The organism is Xenorhabdus sp. PB30.3, from assembly GCF_963895965.1.
Classification (GTDB): Bacteria; Pseudomonadota; Gammaproteobacteria; order Enterobacterales; family Enterobacteriaceae; genus Xenorhabdus; species Xenorhabdus stockiae.
This window is the reverse complement of record NZ_CAWQMW010000002.1, coordinates 21,408-37,280: the sequence shown is the minus strand read 5'-3', so window position 1 is coordinate 37,280 and position 15,873 is coordinate 21,408. Positions and strand designations below refer to the sequence as shown.

Sequence of the window (15,873 nt, the reverse complement as noted above, 5' to 3'; positions counted from 1 at the left end):
ATTATTCACTTCTCTGTCTGGTTCAGACAGTTCAATACGGCTTTAAAAATGTTTCAATTATTTATGGGATTTAAATTACAGGAAGGTTATTCCTTAAAATCATTGGCATCCAGTTCATGGCGAGCCAATAATTTATAAAATTCTGTTCGGTTACGCCCTGCTACACGGGCGGCGTGAGTGACATTACCTTTAGTCATTTGTAGTAATTTACGTAAATAATTCAGTTCAAACTGGCTACGCGCCTCGACAAATGTCGGTAATGCCGTATTTTCACCTTCCAATGCCTGCATGACTAAGGCATCACTGATCACCGGAGCGGTTGTCAGCGCTACGCATTGCTCAATCACATTGACCAACTGGCGAACATTCCCCGGCCAGCTTGCTGCCATCAGACATTTCATCGCATTGGTGGAGAAACTACGCACAAAAGGCTTATGACGTTTGGCTGATTCCCGCAGCAAATGGTTTGCCAGTAAAGGAATATCTTCGGCCCGTTCATTCAGGGTAGGGATTTTCAGGTTGACAACATTCAATCGGTAATAGAGATCTTCGCGGAATTCATTGCGCTGCATCGCCTTCGGCAAATCCCGGTGAGTTGCCGAAATAATCCTGACATCAATATCTAAATCACGATTACTTCCCAGAGGGCGGATCTTACGCTCCTGTAATACCCTCAATAGCTTAACCTGAAGCGCCAGTGGCATATCGCCGATTTCATCAAGAAACAGCGTTCCTCCCTGAGCTGCCAGAAAAAGCCCTTCCCGGCTACTGACTGCTCCGGTAAATGCGCCTTTCGCATGGCCGAACAGTTCAGATTCCAGCAGTTGTTCAGGTAAGGCACCACAGTTAATCGCAATAAAGGGTTTCTTTGCCCGGGGACTTGCACGATGAATAGCCTGAGCCAACACTTCTTTACCGGTTCCGCTGTGCCCGTTAATCAAAACGCTGACATCAGACTGCGCCACCATTTTTGCCTGTTCCAGCAAACGCAGCATCAGAGGGCTGCGGGTGACAATTTGTTCACTCCATTTACCATCTATGGCAGGTGTTGATAATTCCAGAGCATCATCAATGGCTTTGTAAAGTGCATCACGATCAACAGGTTTAGTCAGAAAACTAAATACACCCTGCTGTGTTGCGGCAACAGCATCGGGAATAGAACCATGAGCTGTGAGAATAATCACCGGCATACCCGGATGCTGTTTTTGAATTTCAGCAAATAAGGCCATGCCATCCATCTCATCCATGCGTAAGTCACTGATGACTAAATCTACTTTTTCTTTTAATAGGATGCGTAATGCTTCATGCCCGCTTTCCACTGTCGTGACACGAAATCCCTCACTGATCAGACGCATTCCCAATAATTTCAGTAAGCTTGGATCATCATCAACCAGAAGGAGATGAGCAGGATTGCGTGCGGTCATTGTACTTCAGCTCCTTTTTCTTCTGAAAAATTATCTTCTGTCTTTGTTTCCGATTTTCTTTCCGGAAGTTGTTTCGAATGGCTTTCCGGAAGTTGTTTCGAATGGCTTTCCGGGTGGGATTCGTTGATTTTATTACCGCTTTCATCAACAGGGTATTCTGTTTCAACTGACGCCGAAGAAACATTCTGGCTTTGCTTGCGGGATGAAAGCTGACGTTCAATATCGGTCAGATTTTCTAACTTACGGGATATTGAATGTAATTCATATTCCAGCCGGGTTCGTGCTTCTTTCAGTCGATCAATTTTTGTTTCACTATCTGATTGTAATCGCTGATATTTTGATTTTTGCTCTGCCAGACTAATTTTTAAATATTGTTGGTCACGCCATAGTTGTAATAATGGCTGCAACGAAGGCGGAAATTGTGTGCTATATCGATTCAGGTTTTCTATGATACTGCGCCGTTCAGCAACTGAAGGTATTGAGTGGTTTATAAGAATACTCTGTTTGAAAACCTGTGACCAATCATCTGCCATGAACTGCTTGACCTTGTCACGGGCTTCCGTTGGAGACAGTCTCTCCGTGCAGTCGATCAGTCTTAGCCAGTAAAGGCTATTTTCCATTGCAGCTGTTTTTGTGATATTCCATATCACATCACACCCTTTGGGGTGATAATCAATGACACGCTGCTCCGGCATAATGGCTTCAGAAATTTTTGCCAGCTCACCAGAAGCGGAATTTGAAACACACCCTGCCAGTAAATAGGGAACAAACAGTAAAATCATAGTACGGAAACACCGGGACACAGCCCGTTCAGATAAACGCTGCATTACCGCTTTTTTTTTCACTGTCCGAGTCACAATATTCTGCTGCTCCGTCTTCATCATAAAGTGGTGAGTAAACCTGTTGTGCATATTATTTAATCATTCTCTGCGGTTAACGGCAGTTCAATCCGGAAACATACATCAGCAAAGTCGGATTCTATCAGATGAAGTTCTCCCCCCATCCGTCTAATACAGTCCTGCGCAATACTCAAACCAAGCCCACTTCCTTTGACCGCACCTTTGCGCTGAAGTTTTCCTTGATAAAATGGTTCGAAAATCATGCTTTTCTCTAACTCAGGGATAGGTGTTCCCGTATTGGCAATATCAATCTGAATATTTTTATCCACTTGCCGACCGGAAATCCAAATGTTACCGGATTCAGCGCCATAGTGCACTGCATTGGAGTAGAGATTATCAATAACTCTCATTAATAATTTAGGTTCAGCCCAACAATCATCAGTATCCAACTGAATTTCTGTATGAATATTTTTTGTCCGCGCAGGTAATTGATGTGACAAAACAACGCTGTCAATTATCTCTTTTAACGACACAACCTGTTGTTCGGCAGGAGCATCGACAATTTTGCGATTATATTCGAGTAATTGTTCAATAAGTTGCTGTAAGTGTTTACTGCTACTGTCCAGAATGGTGACCACTTCTTTTTGGTCTGTAGTTAATGGTCCGGCAACTTCATCCGCCAATAATTCCGTCCCTTCGCGCATACTGGCGAGAGGCGTTTTCAGTTCGTGGGAGATATGGCGTAAAAACTCATGGCGCTGCGATTCAAGCCAGGACAGACGTTCACTTAACCAAATAATCCGCAGTGCCAATGAGCGTAACTCTCTGGGGCCTTTGAAGGATTCAATCTTGTTTTCCAGTGCCTGTCCGGCACCTAATCGATTAATCATTCTCTCAATGCCTTTGACCGGCCCAATAATCATACGTGTAAACAGGGCAATTAAAAATGCACTTAATAGAAATAAGATTAAACTTTGCCAGCCAAAAAACTGCCCTTTATCCGCGATCTCTTTTTGTAATTGTTCACCACGAATAAAAATGATATTGCGCGTTTCCTGTACTAACTGGTTATTAGCGTTTGAGAATTGTTCAAGTAATTTATCTGCGGCAGCCTCTGGCACGCTGTTGCGACAAGTAATCTTATTCAACCCGGACAGGAGCTGATTAAACTTCTCCTTATACTCTTTATTGGCCAGCATCGCCATCTGATTATTCAGCATCGTTGTGTACTGCTGATATTGGCGTTGATAGAGTTTTTCCAGCCGGACATCTCCCAAAACACAATACTGGCGATAACTACGTTCCATCTCGAGGGCGACACCAATCATAGCTTCACTGCGCCGGGCATCAGATAAGGTTGTGCGGTTAATTTCTGCCGCCTGAGTGCTGAGTTGGTCTAGGCTTTGATATGCCTGATATGCCAGAACTAATAGCGGTAATAACACCAGCCAGAAAGCCATTACAACTAATTGACGCAATGATCGGGGAAATAAACGCCTTTTTTTCAGAGAAATCATCTTAAAACCTGCAATTACGTTGATGCTAACCGATATAAGGTGGTAGAAAGCCAGCCAGATGATGGATTTTATCGCCGTTTTTCAGAAAAAATAGTTTTAGAAAAAAATAGTCTCAAATAATGGGTTATAACAAATGGGCTGGCAAGAACAAGAATAGTGCAGGCGGATATATCAACACGATGGGCAAAATGAATCTGCAATAATGACGGCGGGATAGTATTTTTTCTACTATCCCGCCAGCGAGGAGCCTATAAGAATATAGGTGGTGCCTCACTCCACGTGTCGCCCGTTGCTTGATAAGGCCCGAAAGCGAATATCATAAATTGGACGGTAGGCACCTTACTTTGGCGTCATTCCGGGCTTATGTGGCATTTTTCCACCCTATTCTGTGGGCCGACATAAAAAATTGAATGAGCAACTGCCTTTTATTATGCACATTGCGTGCCAACTTTTAAATAACTTATTAATTAATTGATTTTATTATATAAAAATAAAAAACACTTTAATATTTATACTTTGTTATATGTATTTTTGATGCAGGGTATGTATTTCTGTCGCTAATTTATGACACTTCATGATTTAAATGAATTTAATTAATTAAATCATAATATTAAATGTCTCCATTTTGAGACAACAAAAACAACCATTGTCGCTCTTTAGAGACACCATTTTAAAACGATTAATTTAATTAACTCACAAAACAACGTAAGTTAACCAAATTAAAACATTTACACAACACTTCGTGTGTTATGGAAAATCTTTGCATTAATCTAAAATGGCTTCAGCTTCAATTTCTATTAGCCATTCAGGTAAAGATAATCCTGTTACAATGACCCAAGAAGAAGCGGGAGGCTCTGAAGGGAAATACTGCTGTAATAAAGATGATATGACCAGCTGATTCTCATGCGATTCAGCTCCCTGCTTGATATAGATACGCAACATTGTAATATCGCTTAATTCACCACCAGCCTCTCGGATCACTGAGTGCAAATTTTCTAACGCAAGTTTAGTTTGGGCAGGCAACCCTCCCGGAATTGTTTCCTCATCTTTATTAATTCCTACCTGACCAGACAAAAACAGATGCCGGGTTCCTGTTTTAATCACTGCCTGACTGAAACCATATTGAACAGAATTAAATACAGTTTCAGGATTTATCGTTTTTTTAGTCATAGAGATATGCCTCGACAGTCAGAGTAAAAAAATCGTAAATAAAACGATAAATCAAAAAGATAAAAACCACATGTAGAAAAAACATTATCTGTGATAACGAAATGAAAAATAAAGGCTCTGATACATATTCAGAGCCTTATGATGAAAAGTGAAAGTTGGATAATTAAGTTATTAACCTAACTGCTTGCGAGCATTACGGAAGATACGCATCCACGGGCCATCTTCTCCCCACTCCTCAGGGTGCCAGGAGTTACTCACTGTACGGAATACCCTTTCAGGGTGCGGCATCATTGCAGTAACTCGTCCATCTCGGCTGGTGACAGAGGTAATCCCACCAACAGATCCATTAGGGTTGGCAGGGTAATTTTCTGTCGGCTGACCATAGTTATCTACGAATCGCAGGGCGATTTGCTGATGTTTTTCCAATTCAGCCAGACTTTGACTACTTCTGAACTCTACCTGACCTTCACCATGAGCCACTGCAATTGGCAGACGAGAACCCGCCATTCCCTGTAGAAACAACGATGGACTTTCTGTCACTTCAACCAGACTAAAACGGGCTTCATAACGTTCAGAGTAATTGCGGACAAAACGAGGCCAGTATTCTGTGCCCGGGATCAATTCGTGTAGATTCGAGATCATCTGGCAGCCATTACATACCCCAAGAGATAGGGTATCCGGTCGGGAAAAGAAGTTGGCAAAATCATCACGTACCCGTGAATTAAACAGAATGGATTTAGCCCAGCCTTCACCAGCACCAAGAACATCACCATATGAGAAGCCACCACAGGCAACCAGTGTCTGGAACTGCTCCAATGTCACTCGTCCACTCAGCAAATCGCTCATATGGACATCTACGGCTTCAAAACCAGCGCGATGGAATGCTGCCGCCATTTCGACGTGGGAATTCACTCCCTGTTCACGCAACACAGCGACACGTGGGCGTACCTGTTTGGATATGTAACAGGCGGCAATGTCTTCTGCCGGATCAAAGGTTAATTTCACATTCAGGCCCGGATCACTCAAATCCTGTTTTGATTGGTGTTCCTGATCTGCACATTCGGGGTTATCACGAAGGCGCTGCATCTGCCAGGTTGTTTCTGCCCACCATAAACGCAGAGTGCTCCGGTTCTGGCGATAAACTTCCATATTATTACTGGAGATGACAAAATCATCTCCCGCTTTGGCTTGCCCTAAATAATGTACACAATCGCTTAATCCATAGTCAGCCAGTAGATTTTCAACCTGTTCCCTGTCAGTTTCACGAACCTGAATTACTGCGCCTAATTCTTCACTGAATAAAGCAGCCAGAATATCTTCATCAAAAGCACTGATATTAGCGTGCAGGCCGCAGTGCCCCGCAAATGCCATTTCTGCCAATGTTACCAACAGGCCACCGTCAGAGCGGTCGTGATAAGCCAGCAATTTACGTTCTGCAATCAGTTGCTGAATAGCTTTAAAGAAGCCGACAAGTTGTTCAGTATTGCGAATATCCGCAGTCTTATCGCCAAGTTGACGATAAACCTGAGCCAGTGCCGTTCCTCCTAATGCATTTTGTCCCAATCCCAGATCAATCAGAATTAATGCGTTATCATCATCCGTTGATAATTCAGGTGTCACGGTATTACGCACATCTTCTACCCGTGCAAATGCAGTGATGACCAATGAAAGCGGAGACGTCATCTCACGCTCTTCACCATCTTGTGTCCAACGGGTTTTCATCGACATAGAATCTTTGCCGACAGGAATAGTCAGGCCCAATGCCGGGCATAATTCTTCGCCAACCGCTTTCACTGCTTCATACAATCCGGCATCTTCCCCTGCGTGACCTGAAGCTGACATCCAGTTAGCAGACAGCTTCACTCGCTTCAAATCCTGTATATAAGCTGAGGCGATATTTGTCAGTGCTTCTCCGACAGCCATACGTGCCGAGGCAGCAAAGTCCAGTAGGGCAACCGGTGCACGTTCCCCCATCGACATCGCTTCACCATAATAGCTATCCAGACTCGCTGTCGTCACCGCACAATCCGCAACTGGGATCTGCCAGGGGCCAACCATCTGATCTCTTGCTACCATACCGGTTATTGAGCGGTCACCAATAGTGATCAGGAAAGTTTTCTCTGCTACTGCGGGTAAATGCAGAACACGTTTAACTGCCTCGGCCAAATCAATACCCTGACGCTCCAGCCCTTTTCCTTTTGCTTTCAGTGAATTCACATTTTTCAGCATCTTTGGTGTCTTACCAAGAAGCACATCCAGTGGCATATCAATTGGCTGATTATCGAAATGGCTGTCATTCAACAACAGATGGCGCTCTTCTGTCGCTTCACCAATAACAGCATACGGCGCACGTTCCCGCTGGCAAATATCCTCGAACAGAGCGAGCTGTTCCGGCGCTACAGCTAATACATAACGTTCCTGAGACTCATTGCACCATACCTGTAATGGGCTCATCCCCGGTTCATCATTGAGGATATTACGCAGTTCAAAACGGCCTCCTCGCCCGCCGTCACTGACTAATTCTGGCATTGCATTTGACAGACCGCCTGCACCAACATCGTGGATGAACAAAATTGGGTTGTCATTGCCAAGCTGCCAGCAGCGATCAATCACTTCCTGACAACGGCGTTCCATTTCTGCGTTATCACGCTGCACTGAGGCAAAATCCAGTTCCGCATCAGACTGACCAGATGTCATTGAAGAAGCTGCTCCGCCACCAAGGCCGATATTCATGCTTGGGCCACCCAGCACAATCAGCCTGGCACCAACAGTAATATCTCCTTTCTGGATGTGCTCTTCACGAATATTACCGATTCCTCCGGCCAGCATGATCGGCTTATGATAACCACGCAATTCAGTACCGTTATGGGATGTCACTTCTTCTTCATACGTTCTGAAATACCCTAATAACGCAGGACGGCCAAACTCATTATTAAATGCAGCGCCTCCCAAAGGGCCTTCCAGCATGATATCCAGCGCACTGACAATTCGCTCAGGTTTACCGAACTCTTCTTCCCACGGTTGTTCAAATCCGGGAATTTTCAGGTTAGAAACCGAAAAACCAACCAGCCCGGCTTTAGGTTTAGCTCCCCGGCCTGTAGCACCTTCATCACGGATTTCTCCGCCCGAACCTGTCGCCGCTCCCGGCCACGGAGAAATGGCTGTTGGGTGGTTATGTGTTTCAACTTTCATCAATATATGGGCTGGTTCCTGATGATAGTCGTACACCCCATTTTCAGGATTAGGGAAAAAACGCCCTGCCTGAGAACCTTCCATAACAGCAGCGTTATCTTTATAAGCAGAAAAAACATGATCCGGCGTCTGTTCAAATGTATTTTTAATCATCTTAAACAGAGATTTTTCCTGTTCCTGACCATCAATCACCCAATCCGCATTGAAAATTTTGTGACGGCAATGTTCAGAATTTGCCTGTGCAAACATGTAGAGTTCAACATCAGTCGGGTTACGCTCTAATTTCTGGAAAGCACGCAGCAAATAGTCAATCTCATCCGCCGCCAATGCCAATCCCAATTCAATATTGGCAGCTTCCAATGCTGCGCGTCCTGATTGCAAAATATCAACCTGTTTCAATGGTGCTGGCTGTTGGTGAGAAAACAGCACTTCCGCCTGCTCAAACTGAGTAAACACGCGTTCCATCATACGATCGTGCAGTAACGCCGACAGTGCCTGCCACTGCATATCATTCATTTCACCGCACTGGATATAATAGGCAATCCCTCTTTCCAGACGGGCAATTTGTTTCAGCCCACAGTTATGAACTATCTCTGTCGCTTTTGAAGACCACGGTGATATCGTACCTGGCCGGGGAGTGACTAAAAATAGTTGACCTTTGGGTTCATGTTCAGCTAAAGAAGGACCATATTTTAATAGTCTGTTTAATTTTTCCTGTTCTTCTGCCGTAAGAGGTGAATTTATTTCCGCGAAATGGACATATTCCGCATAAATTTCTGTCACGGGAAGCTGTTGAGCCTGGCACTGGGAATGGAGCTTAGTAATACGAAACGCTGATAAAGCGGGCGAGCCACGCAGAATTTCCATAGTAATAGGTTCTCTCATCTTAGAAGCAAAGCCTGACTGATGCCTTAGGGGAAACACCGACATTATAGAGGAATGTTTTCCTCGACGAAACCGTTTGCGTGAGCGTTAATTAACCTATCAACACATACAATGGACTTTTAAAACGGCTCCAATAAAGTTGCAGGCTTCAATTTTGTTGCGCAAAATTCTTAAGTACTGGAAATTTAACCATGCTATTATCTGACATTTCATACCGAGCCTAACCGTACTGACGAGAGATAACTGTTTGAGCAATATCAAGATAAATTATTTTGTCATCGTCATTATCGCACTCCTGTCTGCCACAATTATTGGTCTCAACATCAGTTGGCCTAATAAACAACAGGAGCAGATAAACAGGATCTTGGCGCGGGGCGAACTTAGGGTTAGTACCATCAGTTCCCCTCTGATTTCACTTAATGATAAAAATGAACCTGTAGGATTTGATTATGATTTAGCCAAGCGATTTGCAGATTATCTGGGTGTCAAGCTGAGCATTAAGTTTCGTTCTAACATTAACCAGCTTTTTGACGACTTAGATAATGACAAAGCTGATTTTTTAGCCGCAGGTCTTATCTACAATAAAGAAAGACTTAACCAGACGCGAACTGGCCCGGCCTATTACTCTGTATCTCAGCAGTTGGTTTATCGTAAAGGTACGGTACGTCCACGCTCATTTGCAGACCTGACTGGCTCACTGGTTGTGAGCGCAGGTTCAGCCCATGTCAGTGAGCTGAAGCAATTGAAAGAAAAATCTTATCCGGATTTAAACTGGGAAGAATCATCACATAGTAATTCTCAGGAACTACTTGAGCAGGTTTCTGAGGGCAAAATTGATTATACCATCAGTGATTCTATCAGCCTTGCCCTGCAACAGCGGATCCACCCTAATCTGGCAATCGCTTTCGATGTTAGTGAAGACAAACCGCTGACCTGGTATTTAAAACGTAATGATGACTATAGCCTCTATTCAGCAATGCTGGATTTTTTCAACATGCTGACCGAAAACGGTATAACCTCACGGCTGGAAGATAAATACTTCAGCCATATTGGTTCATTCGATTACTTCGATACTATTTCATTTATTCGTGCAATCAACAAACTACTGCCGACATATCAGCCTATTTTTGAAAAATACGCTGGTTCTCTGGACTGGCGGTTAGTTGCAGCTATCGCATGGCAGGAATCACACTGGGATCCACTGGCAACCTCACCCACTGGAGTTCGCGGCATGATGATGCTGACCCGTCCGACAGCAGAATGGGCAGGAATCAAAGACCGTCTTGATCCGGAAGAAAGTGTAAAAGGAGGAATGGCATATTTACATTACCTGATGGAACGTTTGCCAGATACCATTCCTGAAGATGAGAGAATTTGGTTCGCATTAGCGGCTTATAATATAGGGTATGGGCATATTCTTGATGCACGCAAATTAACAGTTATGCAAAAAGGAGATCCTAATCTCTGGATGGATGTTAAATCGCGAATTCCTCTGTTAGCTCAGAAAAAATACTATGCCAATACTACATATGGCTATGCACGGGGCTATGAAGCCTACCGCTACGTCGGAAATATTCGTCGTTATTACCAAAGCCTGGAAGGATATCTGAGAGCCAGGAACAACCGTAACAAGACAGAAACTCCTGACATGCAGGCTGAGCCGGCAACTGCCAGTAGTTCTCATCCTCCAGTAGAAGTCCCCGCGTCTGCTCAGGTTATACAGTAAACGTTATCACCCTTCCGGCTGTTGCTTTTTTAGCCGTTTTGATTCCTTATGCTGCTCCCTACGTTGTTTGAAAAATGCACTCAACATAGCGGAGCATTCTTGCTCCAGCACACCACCAGTAATTTCAATCCGATGGTTCATTCCGGGATGACGCAGAATATCGATCAAAGACCCGGCTGCTCCCGTTTTCATATCACTTGCACCGTAAACCAGCCGCTGTATACGACCGTGGATCATCGCTCCCGCGCACATGACACATGGCTCCAGAGTGACATACAGTGTTGTCTCCAGCAGGCGATAGTTTTGTAATTGAGTACCTCCACGCCGTAATGCAATAATTTCTGCATGGGCCGTTGGATCATGATCTGTTATGGGGTGGTTATAACCTTCAGCAATAATTTTATTATCCGCTACCAGCAGTGCTCCTACAGGGATTTCCCCTTTTGCCTGTGCCTGCATTGCCAAATCCATGGCCTGACGCATCCAGTATTCATCACTATATATTTCTGTCACTACATGTTCTCTTGCAGGTTATATCCTATTAATTATACATTTATATAATTAACACGGATTTATTCAGCCTGAATTTCGTCAAAGAACTCATTCAGAAACTGTTCCATGCGCTTCGTTCTTTCCCGAGCCATTTGTTTGCCAGTTTCCGTTTGAAAACCCGCTTCTATTTTGAACAGCTTGGTATAAAAATGGTCAACCGCATAAGCGCGATCATCATATTCACGCTGCTTTGCCAAGGGATCATAAGCATTATATAAACCTGAACGCATACGCCCTGCTGTATAAAAACAACGGGCAACCCCCATCATGCCTATTGAATCAAGCCGATCAGCATCCTGTACAATTTGAGCTTCCAGTGTCTCCGGAGTCAATCCCGCAGAGAAACTATGTGTCTCAATCGCATGGCTGACCGCAGCAATATCTTCTTCGCTCCAGCTAAGATCTTTTAATATCAGAGTGGCTTTTTCCGCTGCCATACGGGAGGCTAAATGCCGGTTTGGGTCATTTTTCTCAACGCTAACGCAATCATGTAATAAAACGGCTACAAAAACTAATCTCAAATTACCGCATTCGGCTTCACAGATTTTCTGTGCATTTTTCCAAACCCGGTATAAATGAGCCACATCATGCGCACCGTCATCCCCTTCTATTGCAACTGGTAAAATTTGCTGAGCTAAATCATCAAACGGTGAAAAAGATAACATTGCCAAAACCTCTTAATGGGTAAAAGGGTATCTTAACAAAAGCACTCGGAACATTTTATTAGATTTCAAAAGGAAGACACCAAGGAAAACTTGCCAGATATAATATCCTTTCCTAACATAGCGATGTAATTGCATGATCGCATAACATTATTTAATTATTTGTTTTAAATCGATTATTACAAGATAAAAATAGGCAAATTCTATGCTGACAGGGCTAAATCATCTAACACTGGCAGTCTCTCATCTCGAGCATAGTCTCGATTTTTACATTAATCTGCTTGGATTCACCCCACATGTACGCTGGAAAAATGGGGCTTATTTAACTCTGGGAGAACTGTGGCTCTGTCTTTCCTGTGACGAAGCAAAACCAGCACGGGATTATACGCATATCGCCTTTAATATCGAAGCTCAGCATTTTTCTGCTTTCAGAGAAAAATTGCTCAATGCTGGAACAAAACTATGGAAAGAGAACCGAAGTGAGGGAGATTCAATCTACCTGCTGGATCCAGACGGCCATCAGCTTGAAGTCCATGCAGGATCGCTGACAAGCCGCCTTGATGCGCTACGCATAAAGCCTTATGAAGGATTAAAGTGGTATTGAAACTTTTGTTATTAATATCCACTACTGGATTGTTGTCTCCATAAATGAGCCGCGACAAGAGCCTTCCAGGGAGAAAAACCTGCTAGCCATTTCTCTGTTTGCTCAGCATCTACCTTGTTTTCCTGTTTCAGCAAGTACTGGAGATTACGCCTCACAGCGACATCGCCATGCAAAGAGCCATTCAGATAATTTAATCCCCTTAGCAGAGTATAATTGACCGTCCAAATACCGATTCCCTTAATCGCTAAAAGATTTTTGGTAAGCCGGCTGATTTCAGCTTCATCATTTTCAATAGACAAATCCAATTCACCAGAATCGATTAGCTGGCAGACACTCAATAGCGCCTTCGCTTTACCCATAGAAAAACCACACTGATACAAATCCTGCTCTGTACACTGCATAACTTCTTTATGAGTCGGATGGCACATTAACCCTGAAGTATGTTTAACTCCAACAGATTGAATAAATCGTCGCCGAATGGAAACTGCTGCACTGACACTTATCTGCTGGCCTATAATCGCCCAGCTCAACGCTTCAAAAGGCGATGCTGATTGATAAATACGCAAACCCGCCTGCCGCGTAATGAGTTCTCCAATCACTGGATTTTCCTGATATTGTTCTTCAAATATTTCAACAGGCTGCAATAATCCAAGCATATGTGTGGCTAAAACAGACAAAGCATCTTTGGAATAAGAAGTGCTGTCAGCATCAATATCAAGCTGTACCTGAGCCCGTTTTTTTTCCAGTGAAATAGTCAGTAATGCCGGGTTTCCATGCCAGATAATGCCTTTTTTAACCTGATCCAGCTGCACAATTTCAGAAACACATTTTTCATCCCGCTGATGAAACGCCAAAAAATCTAGCGCGAGATAATTATCTGGTAAGATAATTTCCGAAAAAAAGCTTGGTTTCATTACAAAAACTCCATCATAAATTTTCATAATAGATCGGAATGGCGCTACTGATGACCAAACACTATATCTATTGTGATATGTGTGAACTTATCAAGTCCGCAAATAATCAAGGATAAATAAGTTTTAGTAAAGATTATGAATGGATTCTTAGAGATAACGAGAATTATGAAGTGCCCATTATTTATATTTTACTGGGCATGAAAACTGATTATTGATAGCACCAATCCCTGATAATGTAAGGAATTTGCTAAATAAATGAGCGGATACAAAAAACCGTGAAGCGCATCAACGCTACACGGTTTAAAGTGAAAAACAGTTATTCATTAAACCCTGTATTTGAGGGATTTAATTATCTGGATGTATACCTATTTGAGTAGGTAGCATAACTGTCTTACAAAAAATAGATGGTGCCTTAGAGGATCACTACATTGGCAGCAGCTGGGCCTTTCATACCATTTTCAATGGTAAAGGAAACTTCTTGGCCTTCATCTAAGCTTTTGAAGCTATTACTTTGGATAGCAGAATAGTGAACAAACACATCTTTGCTGCCATCTTTTGGAGAGATAAAACCGAAGCCTTTATCGTTGTTAAACCATTTTACTGTGCCAGTCATTGTATTAGACATACGAATTCCTTTGAATTGTTTTATTAATTGCCATGAGGCAAGATGATATTTTTGATTTGATTTATACGTACTTATGGGAACTAAATTAGAAGGAATTCGCTATGAAGGGATATCAAAGATAACGCTCACTGCTGAACTGCTTGAAACTTGCTTATCATAAATAGGTTTGTACTTCCAAACCAGTGGCGATATTATATCCATATCTTCACGGTGATAGCAAACTTTATTTTCTGTCTCACTTTAATTTACAATAATAATTTGCGTAATATATTGAAATGGCACTACTAATTACCAAACGCTGCATCAATTGTGATATGTGTGAACCTGAATGCCCTAATCAGGCCATTACGATGGGTGCTGAAATCTATGAAATTGCTCCGGAGCGCTGTACTGAGTGCATAGGGCATTATGAAAAACCTACCTGCCAGTCTGTATGTCCGATAACAAACACGATTATTATCGACCCCGAGTATAAAGAGACAGAAGAGCAGCTATGGGATAAATTTGTGCTCTTACATCATGCTGACAAAATCTGAGCTCAGATTGTTCATGGCATTCAAAATGACTTTTCTGCTGATACCTCGTCCACATAGAACGAGGTCATAATATTTTCCTAACTCTCCAATATCACCGTTGCACAGGCATATCGCCGTTCATCTGCCAGTGTGACATGCATGGATTTCACATACAGTTGGCTCGCTAATATTCTTGCTTCGCCATGAAGTTTTAATGTTGGTTTCCCTAATGCATCATTAATCACTTCAAACTGATTAAATGCCAACCCATTACGGATACCTGTTCCGAGCGCCTTAGCAGCGGCTTCTTTGACAGCAAAGCGCTTTGCCAGAAAACGAATTGGCTGGTTATGCTGCTGATATTGTTGCCACTCATTATCACTCAGGATACGTTTTGCCAGGCGTTCGCCAGAACGCCCGACAATCTCCTCTATACGGAGAATTTCAACAATATCTGTACCCAGTCCGATAATGGCCATTAACGGCGGGCTTCACGCAACAATGTTTTCATATCAGAAACCGCAGCAGACAAGCCACTGAATAATGCCCGCCCGATAATGGCATGGCCGATATTCAATTCATAAATTTCCGGCAATGCTGCAATACGCTGTACATTGTGATAAGTCAGCCCGTGGCCTGCGTTAACTTTTATACCTTTAGCGGCGGCATAAGTTACAGCTTCTTTAATACGCTGAAACTCTTTTTCCTGTTGCGCATCATTTTCTGCATCAGCATACGCACCAGTATGGATTTCAATATAAGGTGCTCCCACTTCAGCCGCAGCATCAATCTGTTGATGGTCTGCATCAATGAACAGGGAAACAAGAATACCTGCATCTGATAAACGCTTAACTGCTGCGCCAACATGTTCTTTCTGCCCGAAGACATCCAATCCCCCTTCTGTTGTGACTTCTTCACGTTTTTCAGGGACTAAACAACAAAAAGCAGGTTTGATTTGGCAGGCTATTTCTACCATCTCATCAGTCACAGCCATTTCCAGATTCATACGTGTCTGGATGGTTTTTGCTAATAACTGAACATCTCTGTCTGTAATGTGGCGACGATCTTCACGCAAGTGAACTGTTATCCCATCAGCACCAGCCTGTTCAGCAACAAATGCAGCCTGTACAGGATCAGGATATTGCGTTCCACGGGCATTACGTACTGTTGCAATATGGTCAATGTTGATGCCTAACAATACCTCAGCCATTTTTAGCTCCTGCAATTATATATTAGATAAAACAACGT

The 15,873-nt window shown here is 43.1% G+C and carries 14 protein-coding genes; 3 read left to right on the top strand and 11 right to left on the bottom strand.

The window, feature by feature from the left end; all coding sequences use genetic code 11:
• Positions 1–86 precede the first annotated feature (86 nt).
• From glrR to purL, 5 genes are all read right to left on the bottom strand, one after another.
• A complete protein-coding gene (glrR, locus tag AACX38_RS00700) occupies positions 87–1,424 on the bottom strand; it encodes a two-component system response regulator GlrR (RefSeq protein WP_099110611.1) in 1,338 nt (445 codons plus the stop codon).
• A complete protein-coding gene (qseG, locus tag AACX38_RS00695) occupies positions 1,421–2,335 on the bottom strand; it encodes a two-component system QseEF-associated lipoprotein QseG (RefSeq protein ID WP_228863349.1) in 915 nt (304 codons plus the stop codon). The genes glrR and qseG overlap by 4 nt, the downstream gene beginning before the upstream one ends.
• Positions 2,336–2,340: 5 nt before the next feature.
• Positions 2,341–3,780: a sensor histidine kinase gene (locus AACX38_RS00690; protein ID WP_228863348.1), complete on the bottom strand. Its 1,440-nt coding sequence runs from the start codon at positions 3,778–3,780 to the stop codon at positions 2,341–2,343.
• 765 nt (positions 3,781–4,545) lie between these two features.
• Positions 4,546–4,950, bottom strand: a complete 405-nt coding sequence (locus AACX38_RS00685) for a RidA family protein (RefSeq protein ID WP_228863347.1) — start codon at positions 4,948–4,950, stop codon at positions 4,546–4,548.
• Between the two features lie 171 nt (positions 4,951–5,121).
• Positions 5,122–9,009 (bottom strand): phosphoribosylformylglycinamidine synthase, encoded by a 3,888-nt coding sequence (purL, locus tag AACX38_RS00680; protein WP_228863346.1) that lies wholly within the window; start codon positions 9,007–9,009, stop codon positions 5,122–5,124.
• 265 nt (positions 9,010–9,274) lie between these two features.
• Here purL and mltF point away from each other — a divergent pair, with 265 nt between their 5' ends.
• Entirely contained in the window at positions 9,275–10,753 is a 1,479-nt protein-coding gene (gene mltF, locus AACX38_RS00675; protein ID WP_228863345.1) for a membrane-bound lytic murein transglycosylase MltF, read from the top strand.
• Between the two features lie 6 nt (positions 10,754–10,759).
• Here the strand turns inward: mltF and tadA are convergent, their stop codons facing one another.
• On the bottom strand, positions 10,760–11,236 hold the full coding sequence (tadA, locus tag AACX38_RS00670) for a tRNA adenosine(34) deaminase TadA (RefSeq protein ID WP_228863369.1): 477 nt from the start codon (positions 11,234–11,236) through the stop codon (positions 10,760–10,762).
• Between the two features lie 89 nt (positions 11,237–11,325).
• Positions 11,326–11,970 carry an HD domain-containing protein gene (locus tag AACX38_RS00665; RefSeq protein WP_228863344.1) on the bottom strand — a complete coding sequence of 215 codons (645 nt, stop codon included), beginning with the start codon at positions 11,968–11,970 and terminating at the stop codon, positions 11,326–11,328.
• Between the two features lie 202 nt (positions 11,971–12,172).
• Between AACX38_RS00665 and fos the strand changes: the two genes are divergently transcribed.
• On the top strand, positions 12,173–12,571 hold the full coding sequence (gene fos / locus AACX38_RS00660; RefSeq protein ID WP_228863343.1) for a fosfomycin resistance glutathione transferase: 399 nt from the start codon (positions 12,173–12,175) through the stop codon (positions 12,569–12,571).
• A gap of 11 nt (positions 12,572–12,582) precedes the next feature.
• Here fos and AACX38_RS00655 read toward each other — a convergent pair whose 3' ends face one another.
• Entirely contained in the window at positions 12,583–13,485 is a 903-nt protein-coding gene (locus AACX38_RS00655) for a DNA-3-methyladenine glycosylase family protein (RefSeq protein WP_228863342.1), read from the bottom strand.
• Positions 13,486–13,897: 412 nt separating this feature from the next.
• The gene (gene cspE / locus AACX38_RS00650) at positions 13,898–14,110 is read right to left on the bottom strand and encodes a transcription antiterminator/RNA stability regulator CspE (RefSeq protein ID WP_099110625.1); all 213 of its coding nucleotides are present in this window, start codon (positions 14,108–14,110) and stop codon (positions 13,898–13,900) included.
• A 275-nt stretch (positions 14,111–14,385) separates the two neighbouring features.
• Here cspE and AACX38_RS00645 point away from each other — a divergent pair, with 275 nt between their 5' ends.
• Positions 14,386–14,646, top strand: coding sequence for a YfhL family 4Fe-4S dicluster ferredoxin (locus tag AACX38_RS00645; protein ID WP_099121886.1), 261 nt, complete (start codon positions 14,386–14,388; stop codon positions 14,644–14,646).
• Positions 14,647–14,723: 77 nt separating this feature from the next.
• Here the strand turns inward: AACX38_RS00645 and acpS are convergent, their stop codons facing one another.
• Both acpS and pdxJ read right to left on the bottom strand, forming a co-directional pair.
• Positions 14,724–15,104: a holo-ACP synthase gene (acpS, locus tag AACX38_RS00640; RefSeq protein ID WP_099121887.1), complete on the bottom strand. Its 381-nt coding sequence runs from the start codon at positions 15,102–15,104 to the stop codon at positions 14,724–14,726.
• On the bottom strand, positions 15,104–15,835 hold the full coding sequence (gene pdxJ, locus AACX38_RS00635; protein WP_228863341.1) for a pyridoxine 5'-phosphate synthase: 732 nt from the start codon (positions 15,833–15,835) through the stop codon (positions 15,104–15,106). The genes acpS and pdxJ overlap by 1 nt, the downstream gene beginning before the upstream one ends.
• Positions 15,836–15,873 lie beyond the last annotated feature (38 nt).